9 protein-coding genes and 1 pseudogene are annotated in these 20610 nt (G+C 33.8%); 5 read left to right on the forward strand and 5 right to left on the reverse strand.

What is annotated here, in order from left to right; translation table 11 throughout:
• The first annotated feature begins 123 nt into the window (after window positions 1-123).
• The 4 genes from HM986_RS16170 (at window position 124) to HM986_RS16185 (ending at window position 5765) form a co-directional block, all read left to right on the forward strand.
• Window positions 124-1098 (forward strand): hypothetical protein, encoded by a 975-nt coding sequence (locus HM986_RS16170; RefSeq protein WP_179336100.1) that lies wholly within the window; start codon window positions 124-126, stop codon window positions 1096-1098.
• A gap of 165 nt (window positions 1099-1263) precedes the next feature.
• Window positions 1264-1731 carry a DUF423 domain-containing protein gene (locus HM986_RS16175; RefSeq protein ID WP_179336101.1) on the forward strand — a complete coding sequence of 156 codons (468 nt, stop codon included), beginning with the start codon at window positions 1264-1266 and terminating at the stop codon, window positions 1729-1731.
• A gap of 802 nt (window positions 1732-2533) precedes the next feature.
• Entirely contained in the window at window positions 2534-4603 is a 2070-nt protein-coding gene (locus HM986_RS16180) for a T9SS type A sorting domain-containing protein (RefSeq protein ID WP_179336102.1), read from the forward strand.
• Window positions 4604-5276: 673 nt separating this feature from the next.
• Window positions 5277-5765, forward strand: a complete 489-nt coding sequence (locus HM986_RS16185; RefSeq protein ID WP_179336103.1) for a YqiA/YcfP family alpha/beta fold hydrolase — start codon at window positions 5277-5279, stop codon at window positions 5763-5765.
• Window positions 5766-5927: 162 nt separating this feature from the next.
• On the opposite strand, the gene HM986_RS16190 is transcribed toward HM986_RS16185, so the two are convergent.
• The 5 genes and pseudogenes from HM986_RS16190 to HM986_RS16210 form a co-directional block, all read right to left on the reverse strand.
• Window positions 5928-8255 (reverse strand): T9SS type A sorting domain-containing protein, encoded by a 2328-nt coding sequence (locus tag HM986_RS16190; protein WP_179336104.1) that lies wholly within the window; start codon window positions 8253-8255, stop codon window positions 5928-5930.
• Between the two features lie 111 nt (window positions 8256-8366).
• Window positions 8367-10001 carry a tetratricopeptide repeat protein gene (locus HM986_RS16195; RefSeq protein ID WP_179336105.1) on the reverse strand — a complete coding sequence of 545 codons (1635 nt, stop codon included), beginning with the start codon at window positions 9999-10001 and terminating at the stop codon, window positions 8367-8369.
• Window positions 10002-10108: 107 nt separating this feature from the next.
• A pseudogene (locus HM986_RS17845) lies at window positions 10109-10255 on the reverse strand (tRNA uridine-5-carboxymethylaminomethyl(34) synthesis GTPase MnmE); the annotation flags it as partial.
• Window positions 10256-10692: 437 nt separating this feature from the next.
• Complete coding sequence (locus tag HM986_RS16205) at window positions 10693-11598, reverse strand: PorP/SprF family type IX secretion system membrane protein (protein ID WP_179336106.1); 906 nt, start codon at window positions 11596-11598, stop codon at window positions 10693-10695.
• A 19-nt stretch (window positions 11599-11617) separates the two neighbouring features.
• Window positions 11618-18319, reverse strand: coding sequence for a BspA family leucine-rich repeat surface protein (locus HM986_RS16210; protein ID WP_179336107.1), 6702 nt, complete (start codon window positions 18317-18319; stop codon window positions 11618-11620).
• Window positions 18320-18570: 251 nt separating this feature from the next.
• On the opposite strand from HM986_RS16210, the gene HM986_RS16215 reads away from it, so the two are divergent.
• Window positions 18571-20295: a tetratricopeptide repeat protein gene (locus tag HM986_RS16215; protein WP_179336108.1), complete on the forward strand. Its 1725-nt coding sequence runs from the start codon at window positions 18571-18573 to the stop codon at window positions 20293-20295.
• Window positions 20296-20610 lie beyond the last annotated feature (315 nt).

Genomic DNA, 20610 nt, shown 5'->3' on the forward strand with positions numbered 1-20610 from the left:
GCGGAATATTCACGGGTTCGTAAAAGTTTACTAATTTAATTGCTTAACCACGCAACTAACCATACACAAAACCGTTAGCAGACATTTAAAAAACGAAGAATATTTAAAATTAAAATCAAACGAATGGGTCTTTTTATTTCCGGATTAGCAATCAACAAAAATTTCAAAAACGAACTTGATGTATTAAACAATATTCTTAAAATGAATGTTGTTAAAACTGAAGAATTAACTTTTGAAGAGGCTTTAGTTTCAAATACAGATTTGTTTTATTATGATGTATATTATACTGAGAATGGTACATTAGTATTATTAAATTATGACCTATGTACGTATTCATATCTCATAAATGAATTAAATGCTTTATCTTTTGTTGTTTCAGAACATACAGATTCCTATATGATTCATTATTCGGAAAATGGTAAAGATAAATTTAATATAACCAAAATTGAAGGAAGACTAACAGGTAACGGAAAAAAAATAATTAAAGATAATAACATAACAATTGATGAGTTAATTTATCAATATATTGAAAATTTAATTGGAAAAAATTTTTTCAACATTCAAAACGAAGAGAAAATCATTAGATGTCATGTTTCAAATTATGATTGGTTAAAAAAAGAGGAGATTAATAAAACAAATATTCTAGAGCCATTAGATATAAAATACTTTTCTGATGATGAACTTTTGAATTCATTCAATAAAATAGTTGAGTATTGTATTTTAAATAATATTAACTTCTATTTGCATCCAAGTTTAATTGAATTGAAAAATCAGAAAATTATTCAAAACATAATTGATTTAAAAAAATATATTGGCTATAAAGAAAGCTCTTTAGGAAAATTAAAACCTCAATTTTCAGAGGATGGCTGTCATGCTTATTATATGATTGGAAGATTTAATAAAGAAAATTTAGATGTCAAAAAATCTTTATATCTGTTCAATTTAATTAAAGGTGAAAATAGCAAAAATAATAACAGGACAGATTCACAATTTGATTTAAATTCGGATATGATTTTATTGATTTTTGCGGGTATAGTGATTTTACTATTAATTACAGGTTTAATTTATGTAATTTATAATGTTTTTACTTTACCTTAAATAAAAAACGTCAGCTAACACCGTGTATAATTAATTGCTTTGGTTGTTGATTACTTGGAAAATTCCTTCGGAATTTTCTCGCGTTCGTTTTTGTTTACTAAATTAGTTGCTTAACCACGCAACTAACCATACACAAAACCGTTACCAAACATTAAAACTAAAAATATGAAAGTATGGAATTTTAAAACAGAAAGTAATCCTACAGACATCAGCAAGAAATTAGAATCCAAACTTGGTTCGGACAATGGATTTGTTTTTAGTGTTGATAGTGATAAAAATAATTCAATAACATTTAAAATTCGTAAGCGGATTCTTTATGCGTGGCATTTGGCATACCAAAATTGGACTATCATTAATGGAAAATTATTAAATATAGATGCTGAAAATAAGACCAATGTCGAAGTTTCTTTTACTCAACACTTTTTAATAAGGTTGATAGTAATTACACATTTGTTTTTAGGTTTGGGTGCTCTAATTGCGGTATTCTCAGGAATAAATAGTAGTCCTTCCATGTACATCTTTGGAGGAATACTACTAGCTATAGGAATTGCATTATGGATTGCTGTACAAAAGAAATTTGAAAAGGATATTCAAAAATATAAAACACTTATTTCTGGAATATTAGAATCTTAAAAAAGAAAAACGTTTGGTAACACCGTATAAAAATAATTGCTGTTTTAGGCTTAAACAAAGGTCGTTGCGCTTTTGTTACGTCTGATTTTCCTTCGGAAAATCCTCGCACACAAACCCGCAACTATTCTTATACATAAACGCTACGCAATTTAAGAACACGTAAATTGTAACATATTAATATTTGAATCTACCAATACCTTGAACCATAACATACAAAAAATGAAAAAGAATAATGGAACGACCTTTATAGTAATAGGATTGATGTTTACAACCCTTGGATTAACAATTTTGAACGAACACAAAATTTTACAATATAGTGCTCTAATTCTTGGAGTTGCATTAACGATATATAGTGTATTTGTATCTGACAAATGGAAGAAAACCAAAAAAAAAAAAAATGGAAAATAAAAATTCAGCAAAATAGTAAAAGAAATAAATTAAAACAATTGAATAAAATACGCTGAATCGGAACAAAACACCGTATTTACTCTTGCGGAATTATTACGCAAACGGAAGTTATAAATGTTGCGTAAAAGTGAACTGAAAAACATAATTTACGCTTCCGAAATTTAACAAGTTTGTGAAATTGAAAACTAAAAGAAAAATTAAGCGGAATAAAAAACGGCGTAGAACACCGTATACAACTCACTATTAATGCACTGCCAACTTACAAACATATATGCAGAATATCCTATCTATGATTTATTTACTAAATTAGACGTTTAAACACACAACTAATCTTACACAGGACCAACAGTATTAATTTTTGAACCGAACATTTAACCGATCAATCATCGCACGTATGAATACCCCAATAAAATCTACAATACTTATAATATTTATAGCTCTAAATTCTTCAACTTTTGCGCAAGGTTGGGTACAGAGAAATCCGTTAAAGAATATCTCTGATATCACTGAGATGCATATCTCTGAAGACCAATCCATATTTGCCCTAGATGCGACTACAACACTTAAAAGCTTGTTAATAAGTACCAACAATGGATTAAGCTATCGAAATGCTTCTAGTCATGAGTCTAAAGATATGCATATGCTTACTGATGATTTAGGATTCTTAGTTGCCACAAACAAATTAATTAAAACAACAGACAAATTTGAGACCGTAGAGCAATTTACATTGGATAATTATGGCTTTTCTAATGTGTTTTTCTTAAATGAAAATTTAGGTTTTGTTTCTGGAGGTTCAGGTAGAATACATAAGACTTTAGACGGAGGATCAACATGGCAACAGTTAACAACAGGTACAACAGAAATCATTAAAGATGTGTTCTTTATAGATGAAAATATTGGTTTTGCCTGTGGTGAATATCTTACGTTTATAGGTACGACAGATGGCGGAACTACATGGAATGAAATTCCCTTACCTGTTGAAAACAATAGGACGTTAAATAAAATCCTATTCATAAACGCAATGCAAGGAATTCTCGTTGGATCTGGAGGGCAAATATTTAATACCAGTGATGCAGGCATTACCTGGACAGAAGCCACAAGCGGAACCCTAAACCCCATCAATGACATAAAGTATAATAATGGCAAGTATGTAGCAGCATGCAGTGCTGGTGTAGTTTTACAATCTACAGATATGGGAATCAATTGGTCAAACTACGAAATCAGCTATTGGAGTGATTTATCTTCTGTGGCCTTTTCTAATGACACAATTTATCTAGGTTCTGATGGCGATATTTTTCAATCTACTGATAATGGCGCAACATGGACAACACATCTTGAAGGTGTAACGATGAGTGATCTAAAAGGAGTCTCATTTGCCAACGATAATGATGGATTAGTTACTGGTATTCACACAGGAAGTAGTTCTGTATATGACAATTTAATGTTTAGAACTACTGATGGCGGTATTAATTGGGAGAAAATGTATATACCAAGTAATGCCTGCTGTTACGCCGTTCATTTTCTGCCAAATGGCAAAGCAATTACAACAAATCAACTCATTAATCGCGTTGCTTACAGCGCTGATTATGGAGAAACTTGGACTACTTTCAACGGGGCCAATATAACAGAACAATTTATAACTACAGCATTATGGTTAAAATCCGAAAATGATTATTTTGTTGGTGGTGGCTTTGGTTGGGGAGATTCGGGCCTTTATCGTTATCAAAATGGCACCGGGTGGACATTTGATTCAAGTTTCAATAGTGTGAGAACTATAAAATTCCTAGATGATAATTTTGGAATATTAGGTACCGTTGGTCAGTTTTACAAAACTACAGATGGAGGAGACACATGGACCCCTATAAATTTCAATGGAGCCACCTACTATGATATTAATTTAATAGATACCGATACATTTTATATTGGCCAATATATAACTACAGATGGAGGCAATACGTTTAATTTAAATCAATTTCCTGGTTATGTGTTTTTATACAAGTTTTTTGATGCTAATTATGCGCTGGCAATTAATAGCAATGGAGGGGTTTATAGAACTCTAGATGCTGGCAGTTCTTGGCAACTTATAGATGATAGTATAATTGAAGACCCAAATTGCTGCAATAATTTTCACATATCAGAAAATACTATTGTCGCTGTGGGTAATCGTTCAGATATTTTCACCTTAGATATTGGAACTACTTTAAATATTGAAGATGTTGAAAGCACAAAAAATAAATTTAATATTTACCCAAATCCATCTAGCGATAAAGTATTTATTAAAGAAATAAATACAACAGCAACAAATGCAACCATCTTTAACCTTAACGGGCAAAAAATAAAATCTTTTAATCTTTATGATCATCAAAATGGATTAGACATTAGCGATTTAGCCCAAGGAGTGTATTTTATGCATATTGAATCTGATTCACAACTCATATCTGTACATCGAATTTTGAAGAAATAATACTCTAAATTATCCCTTTACGTATTTCTTAAAATTTATTCTAACGCTCGCATACGATGATGTGCTAGTTGTACAACGATGGTTATACAATTTAGAAATTGCTAAAAATAAGAAATCCAATCATGCATTAAAGGTATTTTTTTAATAGTCATAAAGAGCATCCAATCGCTCTAGAATACAAAATACACCCATTAATATAAGATGTTTAGATCATTTTCATCAAAGTAAGCAATGGCTATTTTTGCTAAGATTTTAGCTTTTTATTTATCGGAATTGGTAAATTTCTGAAAATACTTTAGGCATTCATTTTAAGTCCTGATGATCACATTCTACATATAACCAATGACTTTAAAATACTTATAAAAACACGCGCCCCTTAAGTAATCCGTTTTGTTAATTTAGAGACACTTACAAAAACAAACCTAAACACCTATAAATCAAAAATATAGCACAAATCAAAATACAGGTTATAGCGTGGTTATAGCGTGCTTATAACATGCTTAAAACAAGCTTATAGCATAATTAATAAAATTACGTCAAGGCTAATATCAATAATAGATACGTAATTTAAACCTGCGACCTTAAACAATGCACTATAACTCATGACAATATCATGTATCAATTTAAGTATCTTACGCGTTGAACTCTTAAAAAGAAAGTCTAAAATAACACAATGAAAATCCTATATATACACGGTCTAAATGGAAGTTTAAGCCCCGAAAAACGCGCAGTATTAGAACGTTATGGAGACGTCTATGCACCTGCAATAGATTATGAAGGAGATGCATATGCCATTGCAAATCTAACTGCTGCATTTAAATCTAAGACTATAAACGTGGTCATAGGAAGTAGTATGGGCGGTTTCACAGGCTATTACCTGTCCAACCTCTTGCAATGTCCTGCCCTATTATTTAATCCAGCATTAGCCCAAAAATCTGTGCTTCAAAATATCCCTGTTATGACTAATAAAACAAGTGTATATAAGCAAATTGTATTAGGTACAAAAGATGTTGTTGTAACCCCACAACAAACCATGATTTTTTTAGCTGAGACATTAATAGACCATCCACAGTACAAATTACATATTCACAAAGATCTGGAGCATCGCATTCCTATGGCTATCTTTGAAGAAGAAGTTGCATTGTTTTTTAAGTCCTTGTGAAATTAAGTATAGTATATAGAACCACAAATTATGTGATATAGAAAGGAACCCTATTCTAAATAATGACATCATCATTACATAAAATGGGCTCCTAATCAATTTCAGTTCTTAAGTGATACAAGAACTAATAAGCTATAAAACTTTTAGGGAAAGCTTATAACACTAATTAGACTTTAGTAATCGCTTAGTAATACTACCTTTAGTCGTTTTTACGTTTACTAAATATACTCCTGGAGTTAAGTCACTAATATTAATCTCATTACTAGGGTGATTAATTGTTTTAACATTTTGACCAGTTAAAGTATAAATAGTAACAGCTATTACGTTAGCATCACTGTGTACTGAAAAGCTATTTTTGGTTGGGTTTGGGTATAATTGAATTGGGGTATCATTTAATATTTCAGAATTAACAGATAAGGTTTCTAAATCAATATCATATTTTATTAAACCTAAATCGTGTACTCCCAAATAAACACTTACTGCATCTTCAGTAAAAATAAATGCAGAAGACTCTGTAAAAGGATAGTTTAACCTCCCTGGTGGAATTTCAGTCCAAGTAGCCCCTAAGTCTGTGCTGATGATAATTTTTGCTTTGGCCACTGGCAACGGCACGTTAAATCCATCAGAGTAATGTGTAACTCCTACTATGGTATTCTCTGTAACAGATGAAAAGACAACGTTATCCGTAAATTCTGTTGAAATAGAAACCCAAGAATCTCCTTTGTCTTCAGATAAATAGATACCTGCAGTAGTAGATAACAACAACTGATTTGCATTTAAAGGGTTTTGCTCTATATCTACTATTAAATGATCACCAACGTCTAAAGCTTCTAAACCAACAGTACTTATATTCCAAGTAGCACCATCATCAGTCGATTTATAAAAATCAACACCTTGTGCAATGAAAATAGTAGTTGCAGCATCACTATCTACTTGTACTGCCGTTATAACCTCGCCTAACTCAGGGACAGCAATATTCTCATCAATAATATTATCCAAATCGGTTAAATCTACTTTATGTACTTCTATACCTGTAGATATCCAACTAATATTTGGGTTCGCAATAGATGTAGATACGTCCTCTAAAATTAAGAAGAACATTGAACTCGCAATCAATTTTAAATCTGCACCATGCGCTGAACTCACGTTAATATATGATGTATTCGATGATCTATTACCGATAAATACACGACCAGGTACAACAGGATCAGCAAACACTTTTACACCAGATCCAAATCCTTGAGTTAACGGTTGAAGAAAATACCCTTCTTCAGTATCATTTTGTAAATCTTTATGCATGTAACCTAAACGCATACCGTGATAAACGTGATTTTCGCTCTCAGAAGAGAAAGCGGCAATAGTTCCTGTTGAATTAATAAAAGGGTTTTCTAATTTACTAAGCGTTAAACCTCCATCTGTCGTTAAGAATGGATAAAAATTAGTTGTAATTAACAGTTCATCAGCCACAAAAGGATTATAAGATGCTGATAGACCGTAATAATAGGCCTCTGGATCTATTTCGCTAAAAACATAGTTTTCCCAAGTAGCTCCATTATCTGAAGACACAACCATTTCATTTTCTTCTAAAACGATGATCTCATTAGCATTGATTGGGTTAAACTCAATCTTATTAATGTTATCAGTAGACATTGTGGTCCATGTAATAGGTACAATGGCCCAAGTAGATCCGCCATCTAAAGAACGGTATAAGTTTTCTATATGAGTGTCATAACCATAACCCGTTCCCAATAATATATCATCTGAATTATCTGGGTTAAAAGCTATAGCGTCATAAGTGTTTCCTGGTATTTTATTTTCCCAAGTTTGTCCTGCATCTGAAGATACAAAGACTCCTCCTAACTCTCTAGTTGTAGAACCACCTCGCATAAGAAACAGCTTGTTATCATCACTAGGAGAAATACTTACATTGTTTACAGCAACATGATCGTTAATAGGACTATAGTAAACAGCGTTCCAATTTAGACCACCATTAGAAGTATAAAACACCTCATGAGTATAAGCACCTGCCAAAGAATAGGTCGTATGCATTAACACCACATCATTATTGGAATCTGAAATATCATAAGATTCAATTAAAATATCAAATTCATATGAGTTTGGTGGTGAAAACGTCTGCACAATAGAAGCTGTGGCTAAATCAAATATGATTATCTTGTTGTAATCAGTACCTTCTGCTCTAACATTAAAACTTAATGCAGCCCCTTCATTGATAAGTTTAAGATCTAATAATCTTGCATAATTATCTAAAGGGTCTGAATACAAAACAGTCCAACTACCGCCACCATCCGTAGATGTTACAACGTGATTCGTTAAGGTAAGCGCATAAATGACATCTTCTTGCGTTTGACTATAAGTAACATCAAGCAATTGTCCATAAGCGTTTGATCCTTCAAATTCAATTTGAGCAGTGGCTTTGATGGAAATGATAACGCTTAAGAAAAAAAATAGTAAAGTAATTTGTTTTTTCATAATATCTTATATTTAAGTTAGGTCGATAAATATAGATACAATGAATCGTTAGCGCCCTATTTTAAGCGTGACATTCCGTGACACTGCTGTTCTTTTAGCGTGACACAAAAATTATATCATGGATAAATAGTTATGAAGTGTAGTGTTATCGGGAATATTTAACTTACTAGAAAGTCGCTCCTTACGCTTCCTACAAGATTGCGGTGTAATGTTTAAAAGCGATGCGATTTCTTTATTTGATAAATTCATGTACAAATAAGTGATATACCGAATATCACTTGGGGTTAGTTTATCATGTTTATGTCTAAGCCGATCTAAAAACCCCTGATTAATTTCCTCAAAGTGCGTAAAAAAACTATCCCATTGGGTATCTGTTTTAAGGTGATTCTTTAACTCTCGTATCTGTTTTTTTAATTCAGCGTTTTCCACAATCTCTGTATTCTGAGATAGCGACTGTAGCACTTCTTCGATTAAATCATTCTTACTAGACAAATACAAAGCTTTAGCGGTAAGCTTTCTGTTTTTTACTTCTAACTCGTTCTTAAAACGTTCTTGCTCTAATAGCGCTAAAGTTTCTTGTTCATGCAATTGTTTTTGAATAAGCAAATAATCGCTTTTCTCTTTAGATAACTCTAATTCTACAATGGTTTTCCGTTGTTTATGTTTTATGGAATTACTTCTAAAAATCCACAAGATAAACCCCATACTGAGTAATGTGATTCCGATGATACTATAAAAGAAGCGTCGCTCTTGCTTTAAGACTTCTTTACTTTCAGAAAGTTCATGTTGATAATTTTGAATTTGAAACTTTACTTTTTCAGTTTCAAACAGTTTACTATTTCTAATATCGGCTAGCGAGTCTGAAGCAATAATTACAGAATCTTTATAAACTAGAGCCTTTTCGAGTTGTCCCTTTTTACCATATAAATTAGACAAATAACTATAGACTTCTTCTCTATTCTCAACGCCTGGTTGCGTATTTCGAGCTTCAATACCATAATACAGCGCTTTATCTAAACGGTTTTGATCTTCATTAATTTGTGCTAAAACCAATAGAATAAAAACTCTATTTTCTACTTGTGATAGATCTTGAAACTTGGGTAATAAATTGAGAGCAATGTCTTCAGATTTGGCATATTGTTTTTTTAAGAGAAACATTTCAGACTGCGCCATCTTTCCTGTTACTAAAACTTTAGGCTCGTTCTTTAATAAAGGTAAGGCCTCGTCAATATAAATTTGAGCAGAATCAGGAGCTTTCATTTTATTAGAGACCAAAGCCAAATTCACCGCATAATAGCCCACTTTGACCTCATCTCGTACTAATTTCGCTTTTTGATACGCTTTAAAGAAATAATCCTTAGCCTGTAATAAATCTTCTTCTTGAAAATAAAGAATACCTATATTATTAAGCACCGTCATTTCCTGCCGAGAATCTAAATGTTCAATGGCTATTTCATAGGCTTGTAAGTAATATAAAACCGCCTCACCATAATCTGAAAGAAAATAATAATTAGAGCCTATATTTAATGTGGACCTAAAAACTTGTTCATACCATTGATTTTTTTTAGCTATGGCTTCTGTGGTGATTAATAACTCAATAGACTGAGAATGTTCTTTTTGAAACATCAGAGCAATACCCTTATCTATCTGGTCATCTAGAGTTTGAGGTGTATCAACTTGAGAATAACTATGTATCGCTATCAATAAAGCAATACATCTGATGTATAAATGTAATTTGTTATGCATTAAATCTTAGCCTTTTTAAGGCTAAATGTAACTAAATTTTGAAGAACACTTTTTAGAAAATCTATCCGCCTATTTACAAACACGTTATGCGAGTATTAAATACAAATCTACTTTCCGATACAAAAATCAGCAAAAACATTACCTAGCAATTCAGCATTGGTAACCTGCCCTGTAATTGCACCAAAATAATATAGTGCTTCGCGGATCTCTATCTCCATTAAATCGCTCGACAAATCGGTGTATAAGCCGTGTTGAATTTTCTTAAGAGGCTTGCATTTAAAAAAATCTAAAAGTTTTGTCTTCAATTCCTCTACTCCGAAACCTATTTTCACATATAACAACTTGAAATTATACAATTTAACAGCTACATTGGTAGATTATATGGGTGGTATCCCCTATTCTGAAGCAGTGGATAATGCAATACTCCTTACTAAATAAAATAGACTTATTAATCACTTAAAATCTTTGTAATAAATTATATCATCGGTTTTAAGTTTCTTTTATTTTTCCGATACGTCCGACGAAATTGTTGTCTTTTAACTTAAAAACTTATAGTGTTCGTTGAATGAGTAAAACCTCAACTACGTTCACGACCTACGTTTTTTAATTCCTAAAAGATTAAATTAAACTGGTTGTACTTAGCCATGTATAACATATCATGACTTACCAAATTTTAAAAAAAATAGCATACCTACAATTGCCATTGCCTAAATAATTCTTTAGGGCGCTTAAAGGTATATTTTAAATGTAATTGATGAGAACTGAAGGCATATTTAGCAATTGAATTAATACTATAATCATAGGCATAACCTACTTGAAAATCTTTTAAAACTTCAAAACCTACTAATCCTGTTATGGCATTATTCCAACGATAGGATGCTCCAAAACGAAATACTTCTTGATACTCAAAGTTTAAAGCAAAATCGATTGCTAAGGGATTGTTTTTAACATGTTTTGCTAGTATAGAAGGCTCAAAAACAAGCTCCCTGTTTAACTCAATATTGTAGCCCGTGGTTACGTATATATTTGGCGATTTGGAAACCGTTGCACCATTTTCCATTTGCTCATAATTTTCTTTTATAAAATTGGGAGTCGAAATACCAATATACCAATTTGGAGTATTAAATAAAAATCCAAATCCTATTCTAGGAAGCATTTTATCCTCGATATTATTGGCAAAACTAAAATCTGAATTATCTTCTAAATCAAGCAGTGAATAATTAATATTAAGATTGCTCATACCAGCCTTTAAACCAAAAGTTAACATATATAATTGCCCCAAGTAAATGGTATAAGAATAATCTGCTGTAAAAGTAAACTCATCAGTAATGCCTAATTTTTCACTTATAATATTCACTGCCATCCCTGTATTTATGTTAAGCGGTGCATTTATACTTAAGTTAATACTCTTAGGTGCTCCTTCAATACCTGAAAATTGACTTCTATTAAGAAGCAAAACACTTCCATCAAAAAAGCCACCGAAAGCGGGGTTAAAAATGGATCTATTTAATTTATAATCAGAAAACTGTGGGTTTTGCTGTGCTTTAGCAGAAAATAAAGTAAGTATAAATAGTATGGATATATATTTAAAATTCATCTGTTATGTATTCTGTAAATTAATGGTTTAAGTGTAAAAATCCTGTTTTAGTTATGCGCTTATTTTCATAATTTGTAAAAATGAATGCATAATAATAAGTCCCCGAAGGAAGTTGTACACCTTGTGATATATACCCTGTGTTAGAATAACCACTAAATACATTGCCGTTTGTATTGTACTTACTTGTTTTGTAAACCGACATTCCTGAGCTACTAAAAATTTCTATGGTATTATCAGGAAATGCAATAACACCATCTATAGCTAAATAATCATTAACGCCATCTCCATTGGCAGATACACCATTATGTATACGAACATCACAATAACGCTGCACAACCTCAACTTCTAAGCGATAGGCACTTTCACATATAGCGGATACATACGCTGCGTAATAGGTTTCATTATCTTCTAATGGCGTTGAAAAATCTAATGGATAGCCTCCAGTTGCCGTATCATACCAAACCACATTTTCTTGGTCGGTTTTTAAGTCTGCAATGGTTTGTCTTTTTTCTGTACACGAATAGTGTATAGATTCTCCAGTAGGAGTTAACGCATCATTTACAATAATGTTTATCGCTGCACGCATGCTAACACAGTTACCATTTGTTGTTGCGTAATAATAGGTTCCTGTCTCAAGCTCTGTGTTAGGTTGTAAAATGGTAGAGGACTCATTAGTGTCATACCACAGAACTGACAGTTCATCAACTAGAATATCAGAAATCCGAGGACTATCCACTAAACAAAATTCTTGATTTAAATAAGTAGGCATCGGTGCGGGAAGCGGAGATACTGTTACTACGGCGGTTGCAGACTCTGAATTTCCGTTTATATCGGTTACTGTTAATGTTACCGTATTATCTCCAATGTTAGAACAATCGAAAGTGGTTTCATCAAGCATCATTGATGCAATGGCACAATTATCTGATGAACCATTATCAATTTGCGATGGCGTTATTGTACTATTTAGAGACGCATCCAATGAAACCGTTATGTTTTGAGTAATCACTATTGGTTTAATGGTTTCCGATACGGTTACTATGGCTGTTACTGACTCTGAATTCCCGTTTTCATCGGTTACTGTTAATATTACCGTGTTATCACCAATGTTAGAACAGTCGAAAGTGGTTTCATCAAGCGTCATCGTTGCAATAGCACAATTATCAGAAGACCCATTATCAATTTGCGAAGCCGTTATAGCCGCTTGTCCCGTAGCATCTAATAAAATGCTTATGTTCTGCGTAAGCACTGTTGGTTTAATGGTTTCCGATACGGTTACTATGGCTGTTGCTGACTCTGAATTTCCACTAGCATCCGTTACTGTTAATGTTACGGTGTTATCACCAATGTTAGAACAGTCGAAAGTGGTTATATCAAGCGTAAGCGTTGCAATAGCACAATTATCTGAAGACCCATTATCAATTTGTGTTGCGACTATAGAAGCATTTCCCGCAGCATCCAATAAAATGCTTATGTTTTGCGTAAGCACTGTTGGTTCGATGGTTTCCGACACCGTTACTATGGCTGTTGCTGACTCTGAATTTCCATTGACATCGGTTACTGTTAATGTTACCGTGTTATCTCCAATATGAGAACAATCGAAAGTGGTTTCATCAAGCGTCATAGTTGCAATGGCACAATTATCAGAAGACCCATTATCAATTTGTGATGGCGTTATTGTAATGTTTTGAGATGCATTCAATGAAACTATTATGTTTTGAGTCATCACTATTGGCTTAATGGTTTCAGATACCGTTACTGTTGCTGTTGCTGAGTCTGAATTTCCGTTGACATCGGTTACTGTTAATGTCACCGTGTTATCTCCAATGTTAGAACAGTCGAACGTAGTTATATCAAGCGTACTAGTTGCAATAGCACAATTATCAAAAGACCCATTATCAATTTGTGAAGCCGTTATAGCCGCTTGACCCGCAGCATCCAATAAAATGCTTATGTTTTGCGTAAGCACTGTTGGTTTAATGGTTTCCGATACGGTAACTATGGCTGCTGCTGACTCTGAATTTCCACTAGCATCCGTTACTGTTAATGTTACGGTGTTATCACCCATATTAGAACAGTCGAAAGTGGTTATATCAAGCGTACTGGTTGCAATGGCACAATTATCAGAAGACCCATTATCAATTTGTGTTGCGACTATAGAAGCATTTCCCGTAGCGTCCAATAAAATGCTTATGTTTTGCGTAAGCACTGTTGGTTCTATGGTTTCCGATACCGTGACTATGGCTGTTGCTGACTCTGAATTTCCATTGACATCGGTTACTGTTAAGGTCACCGTGTTATCTCCGATGTTAGAACAATCGAAAGTGGTTTCATCAAGCGTCATAGTTGCAATGGCACAATTATCAGAAGACCCATTATCAATTTGTGATGGCGTTATTGTAATGTTTTGAGATGCATTCAATGAAACTATTATGTTTTGAGTCATCACTATTGGCTTAATGTTTTCAGATACCGTTACTGTTGCTGTTGCTGACTCTGAATTTCCGTTGATATCGGTTACTGTTAATATCACCGTGTTATCTCCAATGTTAGAACAGTCGAACGTAGTTATGTCAAGCGTCATCGTTGCAATGGCACAATTATCAAAAGAACCATTATCAATTTGCGAAGCCGTTATAGCCGCTTGTCCTGCTGCATCCAATAAAATGCTTATGTTTTGCGTGAGTACTGTTGGTTTAATGGTTTCCGATACGGTAACTATGGCTGTTTCTGACTCTGAATTTCCAATAGCATCCGTTACTGTTAAAGTCACCGTGTTATCTCCAATATGAGAACAATCAAAAGTGGTTTCATCAAGCGTCATAGTTGCAATAGCACAATTATCAGAAGACCCATTATCAATTTGTGTTGCGACTATAGAAGCATTTCCCGCAGCGTCCAACGAAACCACTATGTTTTGTGTAAGCACTGTTGGTGTAATTACATCCTCAACATGTACCGTGGTAGGTATTGAATTTGCGCTAGGAGATATACCGTTTTGTACTACTACTCTAAATTGTGTTGTTTCTGTTAATGCTTCAGAGGTATACGTGTCTAAAGTGTTAGCAATATCTGTCCAAGTTGTAAATGGGCTTACTGAAGATTGCCACTTTATAATACTTCCTGTATATCCTGACAATGTTAATTGAGAACTTGTTGTATGTGGGCAAATGGTTGTGCCTCCAGATGTGGTTCCTCCTAAACTTTGTGAATTAATGATAACCTCGGTATAGGTTGCGATTTCGTTTGAACAATTTTCAATTTGAACGAGGGCTCTAAATTGAGTCGTTTCATATAATGCATCAGAAGTATATGTGGTTGTAGTGTTAGCAATATCTGTCCAGATTGAAAAAGGGCTTACTGACGCTTGCCATTTTACCACATTTCCTGTGTGCCCTGATAATGTTAATAAGGCACTCGTACTTCCATATCCCACGGTGGTTCCTCCTGCAATGCTTCCGCCAACCGTTATGGGGTCACTTACAGTTTTAGAACTAGCATCAAAAGCGGTGCACCCTGCATCGGTTAGTGAAAAATTTGAATATGTTCCTGCTGCCAATCCCGTTAATGAAAAATTATTAGCTGAAATGGTTACATTTTGTGGGCTGGTAGTTGCGCCTGCACCTGTTGGCGTAAAACTTAAAGAATAAACACCATCGGGCATATTAGTAGATGTAAAAGCTATAGTACCATCCGTGCCACTACAACTTGTAGGGCTTGTAACAGTACTTGCAGTAATATTGACATCACAGCCTAAACCTTGTATGGCAAATGTATACGGATTATCGTCTACATCGTTATTGGCAATACTAATGGTAGCCGTACTCATTCCGGCAGCAGAAGGATTGAAAGTGATTTCGAAAGTCGTTGTTCCTGTAGTTGCGGCTACTGTCGAAGTCGGTAATGCGGTTACCGTAAAATCGGCAGCGTTTGTACCGCTTATCGCTACGAGTGGTGTTCCTGTTAAATTTAGAACGCTACTACCTGTGTTTTCTATGGTGAACGTTCTTACAAGTGTACCAGCAGCAACATCAACAGCACCAAAATCGGTATGATTAAGACCCTCAGGTATGGCATCGCCATTAACAATATCGATAGTATTTCCTTTAATATTTATTTCGGGAATAGCACATGGTGTGTCTCCTGTAATTGTCCAGCCTTTACTAACTAAACTCGCTCTTTCTGGGACTGCTGTACAATATGTGAGTCCTATGGCACCTAAATCCCTGCCTGTTATCCCTCCGGCATCAAAGCCTATAAGTGTCGCATCATAATTACTGATGTCTAAACCTGAATTATTGAGCATATTTCTTAAATCAACAACTGTATTGAATTTAGTTCCCCAACTTGCTAAACTTTGATTGAAAGAAGTTGCTCCTGTAAACATCGAATTCATATAGATAACCTCACTAACATCCCAGCTACTTAGATCTTGATTAAATGCTGTTGCTCCATTAAACATATCACTGATATAGGTAGCTTTCTCAACATTCCAGCTACTAATATCTTGATTAAAAGCAATAGCTTCTTTAAACATAGATGCCATCTCCAAAACTATACTAACATCCCAACTGCCTATATCTTGATTGAAAGTAGTGGCCCCATTAAACATAGAAGACATATCAGTAACCTTACTAACTGTCCAACTTCCTATATCTTGATTGAAAGAAGTTGCTCCATTAAACATATTTATCATATGAATAACATTCGCTACATTCCAATTTCCTATATCTTGATTGAAAGCTTCTGCATTAGTAAACATCGTATTCATAGTAGTAACATTACCCACATTCCAGCTACCAATATTTTGATTAAAAACAGTTGCGCCAGCAAACATGAACTTCATATCAGTAACATTCTCTACATTCCAGCTATCAATATTCCCATTAAAAACTGTTGCCTCACAAAACATAAAACTCATATCTGTAACCAAATTTAAATCTGGCGCATCAATTGCATTACCATTCAAGTTAGCACATCCAAAGAAAGCATTCTCCATGGTTGTCCACTTATTAGTTCCCCATTGGTCTACGCTTAAAATCTTTTGTCGATCTCCAGTATTATTAAAATAAATCCTTGGGAAAGCACCTCGAACGGCAACGGTATAAGTTCCTGCCGTAACGTAATCGTTAGTTGCATTGCCTGTTACTCCAAATTCATCATAAATACCATCGTTGTTCCAGTCAATATCATAAAAATAACCTGTTCCTAATGTTGGGATGGTAATAGAAGTTGCGTTAGAGCTTCCTGTGTTATCCGTTTTCCAAGTCGTAATAAAAGGGCGTCCACCATAACCTTGTATCGCAAAGGTATAGGGATTCTCGTCTACATCGTTATTGGCAATACTAATGGTAGCGGTGCGCATTCCTGCAGCAGAAGGATCGAAAGTTATTTCGAAAGTAGTTGTTCCTGTGGTTGCGGCTACTGTCGAAGTCGGTAATGTGGTTACCGTAAAATCGGCAGCATTTGTACCGCTAATCGCTACGAGTGGTGTTCCTGTTAAATTTAGAACGCTACTACCTGTGTTTTCTATGGTGAAAGTTCTCACATTGGTGCCAGCAGTAACATCAACAGCACCAAAATCGGTATGATCAAGACCCTCAGGTATGGCATCGCCATTAACAATATCGATAGTATTGCCTTTAATATTTATTTCGGGAATAGCACATGGTGCGTCTCCTGTAATTGTCCAGCCTTTACTAACTAAACTCGCTCTTTCTGGGACTGCTGTACAATATGTGAGTCCTATGGCACCTAAATCCCTGCCTGTTATCCCTCCGGCATCAAAGCCTATAAGTGTCGCATCATAATTAGCGGTATTTAAACCTGAATTATTGAGCATGTTAACCAAAAATACGTTGGCATTGAATTTCGTACCCCAAGCTGCTAAACTTTGGTTGAAAGCGGTGGCATCTGCAAACATATCGTGCATACCCATAACATTCGCTACATTCCAAGAACCAATGTCTTGATTGAAGGCTGTGGCTCTATAAAACATTTGGTTCATTTCTGTTACATTTGACACATCCCAATTTCCAATATCTTGATTGAAAGAAGAAGCTTTATTAAACATACTCCACATATTGGTAGCATTCGTTACATTCCACGAACCAATATCTTGATTGAAAGCTGTAGCTCCCAAAAACATTGCATCCATTTTTGTAACATTTGACACATCCCAATTTCCAATATCCTGATTAAAAGAAGAGGCATCAGCAAACATAAAAACCATACTGGTAACTAATGTTAAATCGGGTGTATCTATTGCTGTTCCGTTTAAATTAGTACATCCAGCGAAAGCCACAGACATCGTTCGCCACTGATTGGTGCCCCATTGGTAAATACTTACTAAATTGTCACTGCCTACAGCATAATTAAAATAAATAGCAGGAAATATACCTTTAATAGCTACTTTATGATCTCCTACTGTAGGAAATATAAGTGTCATACTTGTAGTTGCGTCCGTGACTTCATAAATGCCATCATCGTCCCAGTCTATTTGGTAGTTGTAAGTGTATGAGGGATGTATTGGAATTGTTACACTTTCATTTGCCGTAGTGGTTCTAAAAATCATCACAAAAGCAGTTGGGTCTGGCGAGAGATCACTTTTCTTTGTTGTTGCCGTTGGTGTATTGCTAAATGCATTTGCAAATACCAGTGTAGGCATACCAATTAAAAAAAGAAAAACAAATAATTGAAGATTTAAGGCGTAATTTAATTTCATAGGCTTTATCATAAAGAGAGTGCTATCCGAAAACAGACGTCAATATATTTTTAATCTCTATAGTGTTTGGGGCATAACTATAAGGCGATAAAAGTACTTTGAAATTTCTCTTAACTACAAATTAGAAGGGGGACAAATTAGGGACATAATCAACACTAACCCCAACAAAACCAATAAATTAACATTAAACACATTTGCTTAATAACTTTTTATTATTTTTACATTCAAATTCCCCACTTGATCGTAACCCAATGTTTTCAAAAAAAATATTTTGTGTTGTTTTATACCTTTTCGCGATACAACTGCATTCACAAAATAACCCCATTCAATTCTCCTCAACTGAAAACACAATTAAAAGTATTGAAACCTTACTACTTCAAAAAAAGTCTTTTGGTAAGGATACGATGGCCCTAAAAAAGCATCTCCATCATTTCCAAAAAACAAAGTTAAATGGAGTTATTTATGAAGCCTTCCTTGCCAATGGATATAGCGACTATTATAATGCTCGCAATACGAAAAGTGATTTTCATTACCAGCAATCCATAAAAAAGGCTAGCGCATTAAAAGACCCTTCGCTTGAAATTTGGACACAGCTTAATTATGTATATTATCTGTATCACAACAGAGAGTATGCCTATATGACGCCACTGCTACTAAAACTAATTGATAAGATTGAAAAAAGGAATTTTGAGCAACTGATTTTACCTGGAGAATCTTTTAAAAAAATTGGTTGGATGATGCAAACCTTAGCTGATTATGAAAATGCTTTACATTATTTAAATCTTGCAAAAAAACACACTCCCAAAAACACAGCCGAATATGCTGCAATTTTAGATGCTATTGGGTTAAATTATCTTTGTATTGAAAATTTTAAAGAAGCAGAATCTTATTTTAGGCAAGTAGCCCTCTTAGCGACACAAATTGATGATAAGGTTCGTTACGGTAAAGCTTTAGGGAATTTGGCTGTGATAAAACAAAACACTGGCGACTTAAAAGAAGCTATCGCTTTAATTAATACAGACTTGAAGATTTCTGAAAGTGAAAACAGCGAACAAAACACATTGTATGCTGCTATTCTGCTTACAGAAATGTATGTTGCTACCGAAAATTGGAATAAAGCCGAAGAAACACTTCAAAAAGCACAAGATATAGTGCATTTAAAATCTTATTTTAAAAGGGAAGAACTGAAAGTCATCACATTAAAATTAACGATTTTAAAACACCAAAACAATACGGATGGTGAGTTAATACTCAGAAGACGCTTACATATTCTAGAAGATTCTTTAAAGAATAAAGATAGCGACTTGGCCATTAGTAACTCTAATTGGTTACTTCAAAAAGCAAAATTTAATCAAAAAGTAAGCCAAGCAGAGGATCAATTTAAGCATGAGTCAGCGATGAAAAACATCTATGCTGTCATCATTCTTTTAGTGCTTATATTAGGCTTTGTTCTGTTTCAAAATTTTAAAAAACAATTAAAAACGAAACAGTTATTACACCAACAAAAAATTATTTTATTCGAATTAGAAAAGATAAAAACAGAAAAAAAACTATTGCAAGCCCATGAAAGTTTAAACAGTCAAGTCAAATATTTAAAGGATAAGAATAGCCAAATCAAAAAATTAAAAACTGAAATCCAACAAATAAAAGAATCATCGTCTAATAATGCTAAAGATAAAACAGGAAAACTAAAGCGTTTATTAGAATCGCATTTGATGACAGAAAATAATTGGAATACCTTTAAAAAGGAATTTCAGAAAGAACATTATGAATTTTACCGTATGCTCGAAGACGATTTTCCTGAAATTACCGATTCTAACAAAAGAATACTGCTCTTAGAAAAGCTCGATTTTAGCAAAAACGAAATAGCCGGCTTATTAGGTGTTACACCAGGTGCTATTAAAAAATCAAAACAAAGACTTAAGAAAAAAATAGGCGATAGATACGACATTCTCTTTAACAATGTAAAATTTTAAAATTGAGTTTTTGGATGAACAGGCTTCTTTGGAGAAAAGATATCATTTTTAAGAAAATGCTTCTAAAAAACAGGAAATAAAAGACGACGCTAACACAGTACTGTAGGAAAACAACTAAAAGAGATTCGTATTAGAACCATCACTACATATAACGTTAATAGAAGAAAGTGTAAAAAAGTATACTCATCATAAATAATCGACTATCATCTAAATAACATTCTAGCGAATTAAAATGAATCTAAATACAATATCGATTTACTTCCCGATACAATATTTAACTAACCCTGTATTCATTGGTGCTATTGTATTTGGGCA

The organism is Winogradskyella costae (genome assembly GCF_013403865.1).
GTDB lineage: Bacteria > Bacteroidota > Bacteroidia > Flavobacteriales > Flavobacteriaceae > Winogradskyella > Winogradskyella costae.